Origin of the sequence: Cohnella sp. GCM10020058 (assembly GCF_042683485.1) — a bacterium.
Classification (GTDB): domain Bacteria; phylum Bacillota; class Bacilli; order Paenibacillales; family Paenibacillaceae; genus Cohnella.
Window position 1 is genome coordinate 47,596 of sequence record NZ_JBHUJV010000004.1, and the last position, 14,945, is coordinate 62,540.

The 14,945-nt window shown below is 60.3% G+C and carries 13 protein-coding genes; 11 read left to right on the top strand and 2 right to left on the bottom strand.

Translation table 11 applies throughout. The features are described from left to right. Positions 1-2: 2 nt before the first annotated feature. From ACFSR7_RS06515 to ACFSR7_RS06545, 7 genes are all read left to right on the top strand, one after another. On the top strand, positions 3-737 hold the full coding sequence (locus ACFSR7_RS06515; protein ID WP_378159804.1) for a 6-phosphogluconolactonase: 735 nt from the start codon (positions 3-5) through the stop codon (positions 735-737). A 109-nt stretch (positions 738-846) separates the two neighbouring features. Continuing rightward, positions 847-2,718 (top strand): sensor histidine kinase, encoded by a 1,872-nt coding sequence (locus ACFSR7_RS06520; protein WP_378159806.1) that lies wholly within the window; start codon positions 847-849, stop codon positions 2,716-2,718. Beyond that, the gene (locus tag ACFSR7_RS06525) at positions 2,715-3,809 is read left to right on the top strand and encodes a response regulator transcription factor (protein ID WP_378159808.1); all 1,095 of its coding nucleotides are present in this window, start codon (positions 2,715-2,717) and stop codon (positions 3,807-3,809) included. The genes ACFSR7_RS06520 and ACFSR7_RS06525 overlap by 4 nt, the downstream gene beginning before the upstream one ends. 107 nt (positions 3,810-3,916) lie before the next feature. After that, entirely contained in the window at positions 3,917-5,215 is a 1,299-nt protein-coding gene (locus ACFSR7_RS06530; RefSeq protein ID WP_378159810.1) for an ABC transporter substrate-binding protein, read from the top strand. A 66-nt stretch (positions 5,216-5,281) separates the two neighbouring features. Then, on the top strand, positions 5,282-6,160 hold the full coding sequence (locus tag ACFSR7_RS06535; protein ID WP_378159812.1) for a carbohydrate ABC transporter permease: 879 nt from the start codon (positions 5,282-5,284) through the stop codon (positions 6,158-6,160). Further along, the gene (locus tag ACFSR7_RS06540) at positions 6,157-6,990 is read left to right on the top strand and encodes a carbohydrate ABC transporter permease (protein ID WP_378159814.1); all 834 of its coding nucleotides are present in this window, start codon (positions 6,157-6,159) and stop codon (positions 6,988-6,990) included. The genes ACFSR7_RS06535 and ACFSR7_RS06540 overlap by 4 nt, the downstream gene beginning before the upstream one ends. An 815-nt stretch (positions 6,991-7,805) precedes the next feature. Continuing rightward, complete coding sequence (locus tag ACFSR7_RS06545) at positions 7,806-8,822, top strand: LacI family DNA-binding transcriptional regulator (protein WP_378159816.1); 1,017 nt, start codon at positions 7,806-7,808, stop codon at positions 8,820-8,822. 275 nt (positions 8,823-9,097) lie between these two features. Here the strand turns inward: ACFSR7_RS06545 and ACFSR7_RS06550 are convergent, their stop codons facing one another. Continuing rightward, positions 9,098-9,772 (bottom strand): helix-turn-helix transcriptional regulator, encoded by a 675-nt coding sequence (locus tag ACFSR7_RS06550; RefSeq protein ID WP_378159818.1) that lies wholly within the window; start codon positions 9,770-9,772, stop codon positions 9,098-9,100. Then, positions 9,697-10,116 carry a hypothetical protein gene (locus ACFSR7_RS06555; protein ID WP_378159820.1) on the bottom strand — a complete coding sequence of 140 codons (420 nt, stop codon included), beginning with the start codon at positions 10,114-10,116 and terminating at the stop codon, positions 9,697-9,699. Before ACFSR7_RS06555 ends, ACFSR7_RS06550 begins: the two co-directional genes overlap by 76 nt. A 210-nt stretch (positions 10,117-10,326) precedes the next feature. Between ACFSR7_RS06555 and ACFSR7_RS06560 the strand changes: the two genes are divergently transcribed. From ACFSR7_RS06560 to ACFSR7_RS06575, 4 genes are all read left to right on the top strand, one after another. Next, positions 10,327-11,097, top strand: coding sequence for a phytanoyl-CoA dioxygenase family protein (locus tag ACFSR7_RS06560; RefSeq protein WP_378159822.1), 771 nt, complete (start codon positions 10,327-10,329; stop codon positions 11,095-11,097). 94 nt (positions 11,098-11,191) lie between these two features. Continuing rightward, positions 11,192-12,109, top strand: coding sequence for a response regulator transcription factor (locus ACFSR7_RS06565; RefSeq protein ID WP_378159824.1), 918 nt, complete (start codon positions 11,192-11,194; stop codon positions 12,107-12,109). 5 nt (positions 12,110-12,114) lie between these two features. After that, on the top strand, positions 12,115-13,926 hold the full coding sequence (locus ACFSR7_RS06570; RefSeq protein ID WP_378159826.1) for a cache domain-containing sensor histidine kinase: 1,812 nt from the start codon (positions 12,115-12,117) through the stop codon (positions 13,924-13,926). 94 nt (positions 13,927-14,020) lie between these two features. Next, on the top strand, positions 14,021-14,932 hold the full coding sequence (locus ACFSR7_RS06575; RefSeq protein WP_378159828.1) for an ABC transporter permease: 912 nt from the start codon (positions 14,021-14,023) through the stop codon (positions 14,930-14,932). Positions 14,933-14,945 lie beyond the last annotated feature (13 nt).

Below are 14,945 nucleotides of genomic sequence, written 5' to 3' on the forward strand. Positions count from 1 at the left end.
TCATGATAAACTTAATCGTTGCCGAAAACTATGAAGAGATGAGCCGCGAAGCGGCCAAGTGGCTGCAGGCCATCGTGAAGGACAAGCCCGACGCCGCCGTCGTGCTGGCCATGGGCAATACGCCCATGGGCATGTACGAGGAGCTGTCGGCGATGCAGGAGCGGGGCGAAGTCGGCTTCTCCGATATCCGGGCGTTCCAGTTGGACGGCTACCTCGGCATTACCCGCGAGGATCCCCGCTCCCTCGAAGGCTGGCTGCGCCGCTCGGTCGCCGAGCCGTGGGCGCTGCGCGAGGACCAGCTCGTGCTGCTCGACGAGAATACGTCCGATCCGGAGGCGACCGCGAGGGAATACGACGCCAAGGTACGCGAGGCGGGCGGCTTCGACGCAACGATTCTGGGTCTAGGACCGAACGGGCACCTCGGCTTCAACGAGCCGCCATCGCCGGCGGACGCGCCGACCCGCGCCGTGCCGCTGACCGAAAAGAGCCTGCACAGCAACGCCGTCTACTGGGGCGGTCTCGACCGGGTCCCGCGCCACAGCCTCACGGCAGGCATGGACGTGCTGCTCGGCTCCAAAAAAGTGCTGCTGCTCGCCTCCGGCGAAGGCAAGCGCGACATCCTGCGCCGGACGCTCCGCGGCGAGGTGACGGCGCTCGTGCCGTCAAGCTATCTCCAGGAGCACGCCGATGTGACGGTCATCGCCGACAAGGCGGCATGGCCGGGGGACGAGAGCTAACAAGAGAATTCCACTCGCGCACTTATATTAAGTTCGACAGGCATCCTCCGATCGCGAGACCGGGGGATGCCTCTCGTCATTCTCGACGACAAGGAGGCTTGATCGCCGTATGGCTGCCTCATCTTCCGCTGCCGGCGCGCGCCGCCGTCAGCCCCCGGAGAACCGTCCGCCGGTCGGCCGCGGCGGCTGGCGTTCCCGCGTATTCGATCCGTTTCGCAGCCGGCTCCGCAACAAGCTGCTTCTGTTCATGCTGCTGCTCTCGATCCTGCCCATTACTGCGGTCACCGCGATGGCGATCGCGAGGTCGTCTCATGCGATGGAGCGGGAGATGATCCAATTCAATGGCTCCCAGCTCTCTACCGTCAGCGAGTACATGTCGGAGAAGCTCAGCCAGCTCGACGAGCTGCTGAACGCCATCATTATCGACGACAAGATCTCGGATCGTATGGGCAAGCTGGACAACGACGACATCACGCAATTTTACCGGGCCAACGATTATATCAACAACAAGCTCTCCTCGATCTACTATGCCAATCAGAGCGTGCTGAACAGGGTCATGCTCGACGTGGACAATATCGGCAAGACCTATGTCGTCAGCGGCTACGAGGAGAGCATCAGGAACGCCTCACCGCTGGCCTCGGTTCGCTGGATGGCCTTCGACCTGGAACATAGCAAGCTGAACTACGCGAACGATACGGACAAGAAAAGCTTCATGCTCATGCGTCCCATCAACCGCTTCGAGGATCGCAAGCCGCTCGGCGCGGCGGCGCTCGACGTGAAGTGGAGCCTGATGGATCGCATGCTGAGCGCGCTGCGCAAGGACGAGGGCGCCCGCGTCTATCTCGTGGATGGCGACGGCAACATCCTGTATTCGCCGCAGGCCGAAGCGCCGGCGTCCGAGTCGGAAGGGCTCTTGCTCGCTTTGAAGTCGCAACCTGGCAGCCTGGCTTCTTTCGAAAAGATCGGGGACACGTACCTTTTTCGCAGCGAGGTGCCTTATACGTTCTTCTCCGTCGTGAAGCTCGTGCCGGGCGACCTGATCGCACGCAGCAGCGAGGACATCATCCGCAGCAGCTTCTGGATCGGGGCGGGCGTCGTCTGTGTCTGCATCGCGCTGTCCGTCCTGTTTGCCTACATGATGACCAAGCCGATCACCAATCTGGTGCGCTACATGCGCAAGCTCGATTGGATCAAGACGGACTTTGTCGCGAGCCGCAACCGCCAGGATGAGATCGGGCTGCTGGAGAACAGCTTCGAACTCATGGTGAACAATATTAAAGGCTTGATCCAGTTCGAGTACGAGGCGACGATCGCGAAGCGCACCGCGGAGGTCAAGGCGCTGCAGGCACAGATTAACCCGCATTTCCTTCATAATACGCTGCAGCTCATCAGCGGCATGGCGTTGGAGAAGAACGTGCCGGAGATCCACAAGATCGTCAAGGCGATCGGAGGCATGTTCCGCTACAGCATCCGCAGCCTGCCCGACGCCGCGACGCTCCGCGAGGATTGGCAGCATATGCGGAACTACCTGTATATCCAGGAAATGCGATTCCCGAACAAGGTGAAAGTGGACGAGCGGCTGCCGGAGGCATTCGAGAAGCTGCCGATCCCGCTGCTGACACTGCAGCCTATCGTGGAGAATGCCTTCGAGCACGGCTTCCGGCGCAAGCTGGACGACTGGCAGATCGCGATCGGCGCCGAGCTGCAGGGCGACGTCGCCGTCATCCGCATCGCGGACAACGGGGAGGGCATCGAGCCGCAGCGGCTGGCCGAGCTTCGCCGGGCGCTGGATGCCAATGGGGCGCTATACAGAGAATCGGAGAGCCTGGGCCTGCGCAATGTAGACGCGCGGATCAAGCTGCGCTTCGGCGCGGCATACGGCCTTCGCATCGACAGCGTGGAAGGGGCCGGCACCGCGATCGAGATTCATCTCCCGGCCGATCCGGGGATGGCGGGAGAGAGGGAGGAGAAAGACGGATGAAGGCTGTCATCATCGACGATGAAGTCTGGAGCCGGCGGATGATCCGAAGCCTGGGCCGCTGGGAATCTCTTGGCATCGAAGTCGCGGGGGAAGCGGAGAATGGCTACGATGGCCTGTCGCTGATCGCCAAGACGCATCCGGATATCGTATTGCTCGATATGCGGATGCCGGGGATGGAAGGGACCGAGCTCATCCGCAAGCTGAACGAGCAGGGCAACGAGGCCAAGGTTATCGTCATCAGCGGGCACGCGGACTTTCAATATACGAAGCATGCGATCGACTACAAGGCGTCGGCTTACATTTTGAAGCCGATCGACGAGGACGAGCTGAACGGCGCGCTGGGGAAATGCGTGCGCGAGCTCCGTCAGGCGGAGGCGCAGCGCGAACGGGAGCTCAGCTCCGTCCATTACACGGACGAGGCGCTGCAGGCGCTGACGTCGGAGACCAAGCGCGAGCTGGCCCGGTACTTGAACGGTCTTGACCTTCAGGGGACCCGGCAGGCATTCGGCCGCCTGGACGCGGAACTGGCGAAGCGGGCATATGCGAACGAAGCGGGCCTGCGTAAATTGTACATGGAGTTATATCTGCTGCTTGAGGACTTCGTCGTCCGGTCGGACGGTTCCATGCAGGAGATTGCGGCGCGCGGCGACCTCCCCGAGCCGTCCCCGCGTCCGCGCGGGACGGCATCTCCAGAAGCGCTGGTCGAAGGCCTGTCCGGGCTTTACGGGGCGGCCATCGGCCATATCGCCGCCAAGCGCAAGAAAAAGGACAGGCTCGACATGGGCGAGATCAAAAGCTATATCGGCCGCAACTACGAGCGCCAGATCAGCCTGGAATCCGTGGCGGAAGCTTTTTACGTAACCAAGGAATACCTCAGCAAGGCGTTCAAGGCGCAGACCGGCGTCAATCTGACCGAATACGTCATCCGGCTGCGTATGGACAAAGCCCGAAGCCTGGTGTGCGACAGCGAGCTGAAGATCAAGGATATCGCTTTGTCCGTCGGGTACGAGGACGTGACGTACTTCAACCGCCTGTTCAAGAGCCAGTTCGGCGAGACGCCCGGGCGAATGCGGGAGGGCCGGGCACCTTAATATTGTCCTATTCGTGGAGCCAATATCGTCTGATCCCGGTCGCGACAGCGCTTGCTATACTGATTGCAGACGATCGATCGACATCCACCAGGAGAGGATTGGCCCTTATGAATAAGAAAATTCCTGCATTGTTGACCTTGACGCTGCTGGGCGGCACGCTCGCCGCCTGCGGGTCCGATAACGATACATCCGGCGCGACCGGGAACGGGAACGCCTCCGGCGCGGCCGCGAGAACCGTCAACCTCAAAGTGTTCGTCAGCCTGCCCCGCTTCAAGACCCAGTTCGAGAGCTACTTCGAGCAGTTCAAAAAGAAAGAGCTGGCGGAAAAAAACATCAAGGTGAACATCAGTCTGGAGATGCCGAGCTCCGATACGGCCGATCAGATTCTCAAGTCGCGCATGGCCAGCGGAGACAGCCCCGATGTCTTCACGCTGCATGCCGTCAACGACATCCCGAGCTTTTACCGCGCCGGCTACTTGACTGATCTCAGCGACCAGCCGTTCGTCTCGGAGCTGCTGGACGGCGTCAAGTCGGGCGTTACCTACGACGACAAGATTCTCGCGGTGCCGCTCGAGAGCCTCGGGTGGGGCATGCTGTACAACAAGAAGATTTTCCGCGAAAACAACCTGAAGCTGCCGGAGACGGTGTCGGAAATGAAGCAGCTGGGAGAAACGCTGAAGGCGAAAAACATCCAGCCGTTCATGATCGCGCTCAAGGAATCGTGGATGGCCGAGAGCTTCCCGACGCTCGCCGTGGGCGCCCTGAACAGCTCGGCCAACAAAGGCTTCGTCGAAAGAATGGACGAAGGCAAGGCTTCCTACGCGGAGCTGAACGGCCTGACGGACGCGATGGACATGCTGCGCGAGTTCGGGGACAAGAAGGTGTTCGAGCTGGATGGCGATCAGTCGACCGCGCAGTTCGCGGAGGGCAATATCGCCATGTGGCCGGCTCAGGGCCCGTGGTTCGCGGAGGCGATCCTGAAGAACGACCCGGAATTCGAGCTCGGCGTCGCGGCCATGCCGATCAACGACGACCCGGCTTCTACGCTGCTCAATCTGTCGACCTCGACGTCGATCGCGGTCTCTCCGGATTCCAAGCAGAAGGAAGTGTCCCTCGATCTCGTCAACTATATGCTGGACGCCAAGGATTCGAGCGCATTTTACGAAAGCATGATGTTTAACCCCGTCGCCAAAAGCCATACCTTCACCCCCTATCCGTGGGTCTCGGACGTGACGGAATACGTGAAGGCGGGCAAGGCTTACGACGATCCCCGCATCCCTTCGGGCGTCAAGAACGTATCCGAGACGCTGTTCCAGGGCTACTATGCCAAGGACTCGTCCAAGGAAGACGTCATCAAAGCGATGGACAAGGCTTGGACCGACGCGAACGCGCTCAACAAGCAATAGTCCGCAGCACGACAGGAGGCAGCTTCGATCCGAAGCTGCCTTCGAATGGAAGGGAGGGTGATTCAGATGCCGCGCGCGCTTCGCCGTTACACCATGTTCACGATCTTCGTCGCCCCGGCGCTGCTGTTCTTCGCCGTGTTCACCCTGCTGCCGATGGTCGGGGGCGCGGCTTACAGCTTCACGAACTGGAACGGGCTCGCCCGCACCTATTCGTTTATCGGCTTCTCCAACTATACGGAAGCTTTCCGGGACCATGCGTTCATGCAGGCCATATTGTTCACGCTCAAGTACGTGATAATCATGGTCGTGATCCAGAACGCCATCGCCCTCGGGCTGGCGCTGCTCATCGAGTCGCGCAGACGGGCGAAGGGCGCCTACCGGACGGTCTTCTTCATGCCCAATCTTATGAGCATGATCATCGGCGCCTTCATGTGGACGTTTATCTTCACGAAGCTGCTCCCGGAGCTCGCCGAGAAGGTCTCGCTGCCCTTCCTCGACCAGGCATGGACGAGCGATCCGAAGATCTCCTTTTTCTCCATCGTCATTGTCTCGCTCTGGCAGGGCGCCGGCTACATGATGATCATCTATGTCGCCGCTCTCCAGGGCGTCCCCCAGGATCTGAAGGAAGCCGCCCGCATCGACGGGGCGAACGGCTGGCAGATGTTCCGCTCGATCACGCTGCCGATGATCACGCAAGCGCTGACGATTTGCATTTTCCTGACGCTGAATGCGGCGTTTAACACGTTCGACGTCGTCTACGGACTCACCGGCGGCGGCCCGGGACGCAAGACCGAGGTCGTGGCGATGCATATTTTCCAGGAAGCGTTCAACTATAACTACCGCTTCGGCTTCGCCAACGCGAAGGCCATGATCCTGTTCCTGATCGTGCTGATCTTCACGCTGATTCAGGTCAAGGTCATGAAGAGGAGGGAGATCGAAGCATGATCGCGCGCAGATCCGTTCCCCGGACCGTCCTGTCCAATCTCGTCCTGCTCGTCATGGCGGTTTTTTTCGCCCTGCCGATCTATATGGCCGTCGTCAACTCGTTCAAAAGCCAGAAGGAAATCTTCCACTCCGTGCTTTCGTGGCCGACGAGCTTCAGCTTCAAGAACTACGACTACGTGATCCACAACGTCGACATCGTCCAGAGCTTCTTCAACTCGCTTGTCGTGACGGCCGTAGGGCTGGCGGGGATGCTGCTGCTCGGCGCCATGGCCGGCTACAAGCTGTCGAGGACGCCGGGCAAGCTCAGCGGGGGTCTGTTCTTCTTGTTCCTCGCTTCGATGATGATTCCGTTCAACGTCATCATGATCACCTTGACGCAGCTGGTCAAGCATCTGTCGCTGCAGGGCTCGACGCTGGGTCTCGGCCTGATTTACGTCGGCATGGGGCTGAACATGGTCGTCTTTTTCTACCACGGCTTCGTCAAAGGCATTCCGAGAGAGATGGAGGAGGCTGCGACGATCGACGGAGCGGGGGAGATGCATACGTTCTTCCGCATCATTCTGCCGCTGCTCAAGCCGATCACGGTCACGCTCGCCATCATTAATATCCTGTGGATGTGGAACGATTTCCTGCTGCCGCTCCTCGTGCTGACGGACGTGAAAAAGTACACGCTGATCCTGACGACCAACAGCTTTTTCGGCCAGTACACCAAGGACTGGGGCAGCATCCTCGCCTCGCTCGTCCTGACGGCCCTGCCGGTCGTCGCCTTCTTCATCGCATTCCAGCGCTTTATTTTGCAGGGGCTTGCGGATGGCGCGCTGAAGGGTTGATAGAGATGTCACAAGAGGCATAGAACGCGGACGCCGCGGTCTGTGCCTTTTTGTGCAGGGCAGGCAGCATCAATTTGGGGGCGACTCGTGACAGGCAAGCGCGCTTTCGGCGTGCGGACGCTTTTCGGAGGGTTGGCGGGCTGAAAAGCCTGCATTTGTACATGTATTTTCTGCCGACGCGCGGCGTTTGATGAAATACCTGCAAATGTGCAGGTAAATTCAAAACACAAGCCGGAAATGGGGCTGATGGAGGAAAATACCTGCGCATCTGCATCTTTTCTTCTCGAAAGGATAGACATCGGCGAAATTAGATGTATATTTGCAGGCATTGCGGCGAAAAAACGACGCGGCGACGACAGGCAGGCTCATTGGAACGGATGTCGGATGAACATCGTTAGGCGGTTTCGCACAAATTAGGTTTCGGCTATTCGCTCTTGCGGCGGCGATTCGCGAGGCAATTCACGAGAGGTAAGCACGCGCGTTCGGAGAGTCGGAGCTTTCAGGTTGTGAGGGGTCCGACTAAACGGCATTTTATCAGATTAGGCAACCTTTAAAACAAATCACGCTCAGAAAATGGAATTTTCTTAACAGACTGATTTTGCGGTTATTACGGCGAGGGAGCAACGCGGGCGGCGAAAAAGGGGACGGACGAATATAAAGTTTCTTGGTGTAGGGCATCAATCAGGGCGATGCGAAGAAAGGCTCCTGCGGTGGTCCTTCTTCTCTCGGATTGCATTCCGGCCTCGCTTCGCGTTATGGTAGGAACAACATAGCACCGGAATCCAAGTCCGGGCAGACGGAGGCGGGAACACGCGATGACAGCTACAATACGCGATATCGCAAAGGCGGCCGGCGTGTCGGTCGCAACCGTGTCCAAGGTGCTCAACGGCTACACGACGGTCAGCCGTGCGACGCGGGAAAAGGTGCTCGCGCTCGTCGCAGAGATGCAGTTTCGCCCGAACGAGGCGGCCCGCTCGCTCGTCGGCAGGCGGTCGATGACGATCGGCATCCTGCTGACGGCCGGCTTGTCCAATCCCTTTTTCGTGCATCTGCTCGGCGGCATCGACGAGGCGCTCAAGGAGCGGGGCTACGATCTGATCTATCTCGCGCAGCTGTCCGCGCATCCCGAGTACAACTTCGTGCAGCACTGCCGCAGCCGCAACGTCGAAGGCGTGCTCGCCTTCGGCTTCCAGCTGGGCGAGCTGGATGCGGACAAGCTGGTAGCGTCGGGCATCCCGACGTTGTTCATCGACCTGAACCTGACGGGCAAGCGGGCCGGCTATATCTCCTCGGACAACAAGGCGGCGGTGGAGGGCACCGTGCGTTACCTGCACGAGCTCGGGCATCGCCGTATCGCTTATATTGCCGGCCTGCCGGGTTCGTATGTCGGCGAGCGGCGGCTCGCGGGTTACCATGAGGCGATGCGTGCAGCGGGCTTAACTGTGGGGCAGGACGATGTCGTTGTCGGCGACTTCGCGCAGGAGACGGGCTATCGCGGGATGCAGCAGCTGCTTGCGCTGCCGCGGCGGCCGACCGCCGTCGTCTGCGGCTCCGACAAGGGGGCAATCGGCGCCCTCCAGGCAGCCCGCGAGGCTGGTGTCGAGGTGCCGGCCGAGCTGTCGATCGTCGGTTTCGACGATATCGACGAGGCGCGGGTCGTGCACCCGTCGCTGACGACGGTGCGGCAGGACATGCCGACGCTCGGCCGCCGCGCGATCGAGCTGCTCGACCGGCTGATCGTCGAGCCCGAGGCGCCGCCGCCGGCGGTCATTATGCCGACGCAGCTCATCGTGCGAGAGACGACGGGCCCGGCGGCGGCGCGAGCATATTAGTGCCGCCGCGGATCTCCGTACGGGCTCGCCAAGCTCTCTTGCTCATCTCACCCCATGCGCGAATAACTGCTAAAAGGCAACTATTTTGCCCGACACACGGACAAGTTCTTTGAATAAGTGTCAATAGGCATCTATTTGCAGGTTCCGGGCCGGAATTGCAAGAAATAAAGCCGATTAACTGCCTTTTAACAGCTATTTGTTTGCTATTGCAAAAAATCGCCCAAATAACTGTCTTCTGACACCTATTTATGGTTGAGCCCTAAAAACGCCCAAGCTCACACCCGATTGGCCCTTCTGAACAAGGAAGGGCTTATTTTCATTTGTTTGGAGAAGACGCGGCTAAAGTAAAACGCGTTCTGGTAGCCGCAGCGCTCGGCGACGTCGTCCAGCGTCAGGTCGGTCTCGACGAGCAGCTTGGCGGCCCGGGCCAGGCGGACGGAGGTGGCGAAACGGATCGGAGACATGCCGTAGGCGGCCTGGAACCGCGTGCTGAGCTGCGAAGCACGCAGTCCGCATTGCCCGGCGATGTCCTGCAGCGAGAAGTCCCGCTCGCAGGCGCCGCGCTCCATCAGCGCGGCGGCGTGATGCATGAGCGGCTCGGTCGTCTCACGCCGCGAGGCGACGGCGGAAGCCTGCTCCCGCCGCACGAGAAACAGCAGGTCGCGGATCAGATGGGCGACTTCCGAAGGATCGTGATAGGACTGCTCCGCGCTCAGCCGGGCCAGGTACTCGTAGGTCGAGCCGAGCCGATGCACGTCGCGAATGCGCACCTTGCCCGGGGGCAGCTCCAGTCCGCCCAAGCCCGACAGCTCGACAAAGTGGAAGGCGGTCGGCTCCAGCATGGATCGCTTCAGCACGAAGCCGGGCGGGCATATCACGAGCTCGCCGAACGCCGCCTCGCCACTGTAAGCCTCACCCGTTGCCTCAACGACTGCCGCCTTGTCATCCACAGCCCCGTCAGCTCCGGACCGCTCGGCCCTAGCCCCAGTCCCGCCAGCCCCAGCCTCTCCAGCTCCGGACGGCTCGGCCCTAGCCCCAGTCCCGCCAGCCCCAACCTCTCCAGCTCCGGACCGCTCGGCCCTAGCCCCAGTCCCGCCAGCCCCAGCCTCTCCAGCTCCGGACGGCTCGGCCCTAGCCCCAGTCCCGCCAGCCCCAGCCTCTCCAGCTCCAGTTCCGCCAGCTCCAGCCTCTCCAGCACCAGTCCGCTCGGCCCCGCCCCCGTCAGCCGCAGCGCCGTCATCAATAGCGAACGAAAACCGCCCGGACTGCGGCGCCAGAATGACCCATCCCGCATACGCAGCCTCCGGATAACGGAACTGATTCATGCTGCCCGCATTGTAATAATAGGCTTTGACCTCCACCTGCCGCACCCTCTCCCGAACAGAAAAAAAGTATATGAAATAGATGAATCCAATGCATGGAGGTAAGTCGATTCAAGTCATATCATAGCATTGTAGAAGGAGCTCAGAAATATAGAACGAGAAAAAAATGGAGGCTGACGCAAATGATACAAAAGCTTAACTTTCTGAGCAAGACGCAGCTGGAAGACTACAATCGCCAAGGCTATCTGGTCCTGCGAAACGTATTCACCGAAGCCGAGGCCAAGGTATTGCAGATCGAATGCGACAAGCTGCTCACGCTCTCCGACTACACCGATCCGAAGAATATCCGCGCCGGCTACAAGAGCTATGCGAACGGGGAGACCAAGATCGAACGGTTCGATCCCGTTCACGATATCTCCGCGGTATTCGCCGACCTCGTGCAGGACGACCGGCTGCTGGCGCCGCTGCGGGATATTTACCTCGACGAGCCGAAGCTTTTCAAGGATAAGCTGATCTTCAAGCTGCCGGGGGCCAACGGGTATTCGATGCATCAGGACGCGTCGTGGTGGCAGGGCTTCCCGATCGAGGGGCTCATCTCCGTCATGGTCGCGATCGACGGCGCCACCGCGGAGAACGGCGGACTGGAGCTGTTCTCCGGCTACCACGACCGGCTGCGCTCGACGGCGGGAGAGCTGCGCAACATGAACACGGCGGAGATCGCCGAGATCGATCCCGCTACCGGCCATATCGTCGCGACGAATCCGGGCGACGTCATCATCTTCCACTCCTTCACGCCGCATCAGAGCGGACCGAACCTGTCGGAGCACAGCCGTAAGCAGCTCTTCCTGACCTACTCCCCCGCGAAGGACGGAGAGCTGTACAAGGCCCACTACCAGCATTATCAACGGTATTCGCTGGCCGGCAAGGACTCGGGAGACTATTATCTGTTATAAGACCAGCGGCCTTCTCCGAACGGAGAAGGTCTTTGCGCCGCTTGAGACGCCGTAGGGGCGGCATGACAAGCAGACCGGGCAGGCGTTATATTAAGTGGAGTTAGCATGGGGAAGGGGAGCGGCCATGTACACCTGCATGATCGTCGAAGACGAGGAGGTCATCCGCGAGGGGATGCGGCTGGGCATCGACTGGGCGTCTTACCGGCTGAATCTGGCGGCGGCCGCATCGGACGGCAAGGAAGCCCTGGAGCTGGCGGGCCGAATCCGGCCGGACATCGTGATCACCGACGTGGTGATGAAGGAGATGGACGGCATCGAGCTCGCGCGCCGGCTGCAGGCCGATATCGAGGGCAAAGCGATCAAGGTCATCATGATCAGCGGCCACGAGAACGTCGATTATATCCGCTCGGCGCTGAAGCTGCAGGTGGTGGACTATTTGCTCAAGCCCTTCCACGAGGAAGAATTCGCGGAGGTCGTCCGCAAGGTCGTGGCCGACCTTGACGAGGATCGGACCAGGCAGGAGCGGCTGCGCAGTCTGGAACGGCGGAACGAGCTGTCGCAAGCGTGGGTCCGGGACCGGCTGGTGGAAAATTTGAGCGCGGGACCGGCGAAGCAAGCGGGTCTGAACGACTACGCGGAGCTGGACGAGCTGCTCGCGGGCGCCGAGACCGCCTCGCTGAGCGGGTCCGACCAACGCAAGGCAGTGCGGGCCGTGAAGGATTACATCCAAACCGCGTTCCGGCAGGAGCTGACGCTCGCGCAAGTGGCCGAGGCGGTGCATCTGTCGCCTAACTACTTGGCCAACCTTTTCAAGAAAAACGCCGGCATTACTGTAAACGATTACATCACGCAAATCCGCCTGGCCGAGGCCAAGCGGCTCCTTCGGGAGGAGCCGGGCCTGCTCGTGCAGCACGTGGCGGAGCGCATCGGATACAAGGACGGCAAATACTTCACGAAGCTGTTCAAGCGCGAGGTTGGCATGAATCCGAGCGAGTTCAGGGATCGGGCGTGAAGCGCATGTGGCGATGGATGGGCCGGTTCGATTCCCGCACCAGTCTCCGCAGCAAGCTGCTCGTGGCGTTCGCGCTGCTCGTGCTCGTGCCGACGGTCGCGATCGGCTTTTTTTCCTACCGCAAATCGTCCTCGATCATTCAGGAGCAAACCAGCCGCGCCTACCTCGAAGCGCTGCGGCAGACTTCGATCAACCTGTCCTACCGGTTGACCGAGGTGGAGAACATCTCTTATATCGTATATACGAACGACAAGCTGCAGCAGATGCTGAGGCGCGCCCGCGCGTCCGAGTTGACGACCGAACAGACGATGGACGACTACAAGGACATCAAGGAAATCCTGCATAACCTCGAGACGAGCCGCAACATCTTCCGCATCCGGCTGCTCGTGCCCAGCACGGCGCTGTATACGACCGAGAATATCAGCCTGTTCGGGCTAAGCGACGGCGAATTCGACGTTTACCGCCGGGAGCTGGGCGAGGCGAAGAATATGATGGCCTGGAAATACCTCGGTCCGACGTCTTATCTGGATGCCGGGACGAAAAGCATTATTTCGCTGCAGCGGCTGATGAAAGATTTCAACAACGTCACCACCTCGCTCGGCGTCATCGCGATCGACGTGGAGGAGCGGACGCTGACCGACGTGCTGGAAAACATGAATCTCGCGCTTCCTTACAAGGCGATGCTGATCAAGGATGAATCCGTCATTACCTCCTATTCCCACGAGCCGGAGCGGCTCGGCATCGACAAGGCGCCGCTGGCGGACGTTCTCCGTCTGGGCGGAGGGACGGACCGCGAAGCGAGGACGATCCGTTACGAAGGCAAGACCTACTTGTACTTGGTCCAGCAGCTGGACAACGTCGACTGGAAGATCGTCGCGCTCATCCCGACGGTGAACATCGCCGATCAGAGCGACATGCTCGGCGTCTATATCCTGCTGCTGTCGGCCGGCTTGATCGCGCTGGCTACGGCACTCGCCTTTCTGCTGTCGGGCCGGATCACGCGGCGCTTGTCCGTTCTGGCCGACAAGATGAAGGGCATCGAGCACGGGCACTTCGGAGAGACGGTGAAGATCGAAGGGCGCGACGAGATCTCCCTGCTGCAGCGGCGGTTCAACAAGATGTCCGGGCAGATCGAGAATCTGATCGGCGAAGTGTACCGCGTCACGCAGCACAAGCAGCAGGAGGAGATGAAGGTGCTGGAGGGACGGATCAACTCCCACTTTCTCTACAACACGCTCGACTCGGTCAAGTGGATGGCGCTCAAGTCGAGCGCGCCTGACATTGCCAGGATCGTGACGGACTTGTCGAAGTTTTTCCGGATCGGTCTCAATCGCGGCAAGGACAAGATTCCGTTCGAAAAGGAGATCGAGCATGTCCGGGCTTACGTCGACATTCAGAATGTCCGGTTCGGCGGCGCTCTCCGTACGGATCTCTCCTTCGATCCCGGCTTGCAGCACATCGAGATCATCAAGCTGATCCTGCAGCCGATCGTGGAGAACGCGATCATCCACGGCATCAACAAAGCGGCGGGACGCGACGGACGCATCCTGCTGCGCGGCAAGCTGATCGGCGAGGAGATCGTCCTGTTCGTCGCGGACAACGGTGCCGGCATGGACCGGGAGACGGCGGCGGGCGTGCTGGACGGCACGGTCGGCGGGTACGGACTCAGCAACGTGCACCGGCGGCTGCAGCTGTACTACGGCCCGGATTGCGGGGTCTCCATTCGAAGCAGGCCGGGAGTCGGCACGGTCGTGCGCTTGAAGCTGAAGACCGCCCCCGTCGATCCGCTGCGCAACGGCGTAAGATCCGCCACCTAATCGTAGAGCTGTCCCGTTTAAGGGGCGGCTCTCTTTTTTTATACTGAACTCACAGAGTTGAAAGCGATTCCATCAAGGAGAAGGATGTGTGTAAATGAGCAAGCGAAGCCGACTGCGCGCCGCGCTTCGGGATTACGACCTGTACTTGCTGCTCTTGCCCGGTCTCGCGGCTTTGCTGATTTTCAAGTACGTCCCGATGTTCGGCGCGATCATCGCGTTCAAAGATTACCGGCTCGGCGAAGGGATCTGGGGCAGCCCGTGGGTCGGCCTGCAAAACTTCGAGGCGCTGCTGCACGACGACAAATTTTATCAGGTGCTGCGCAATACGGTGCTGATCAACTTGTACAAGCTCATCTTTCAGTTTCCGCTGCCGATCCTGCTGGCGCTGATGATCAGCGAGGTCCGCAACGTGGCGTTCAAGCGGACCGCGCAGACGATCACCTACCTGCCTCATTTTCTCTCGTGGGTCATCATCAGCACGATTTTCATCAACCTCTTGTCCCCGCAGACGGGCATTCTGAAGGATCTGTTCCACCTGCTGGGGATGCAGGACACGATGATGATTGCCGACGAGCGGTTCTTCCGCAGCGTGCTCGTCATGTCGGCGGCCTGGAAGGAGACGGGGTGGTCCTCGATCATCTATCTGTCCGCCATCCTCTCCATCGACACGCAGCAATACGAAGCCGCCCGCATGGATGGCGCCGGCCGCTTCCGGCAGATTTGGCACGTCACACTGCCGGGCATCCGGTCGGTCATCTTCTTCGTCGTCATCCTGCGGGTCGGCAGCGCGCTCGGCAACGACGTCGAGCAGGTGCTGATGTTCTACAATCCGCTCGTCGCGGGCGTCGGCGAGGTTATCGGCACGTTCGTCTACCGCATGGGCCTGGGCAACCTGCAGTACAGCTACACGACGGCGATCGGGCTCTTCCAGTCGGTCGTCGGCATGGGGCTGATTTTCACTGCGAACTACTTCAGCAAAAAGTACGGGGAGCGAAGCCTCTGGTAGGCAGAAAGGAAGT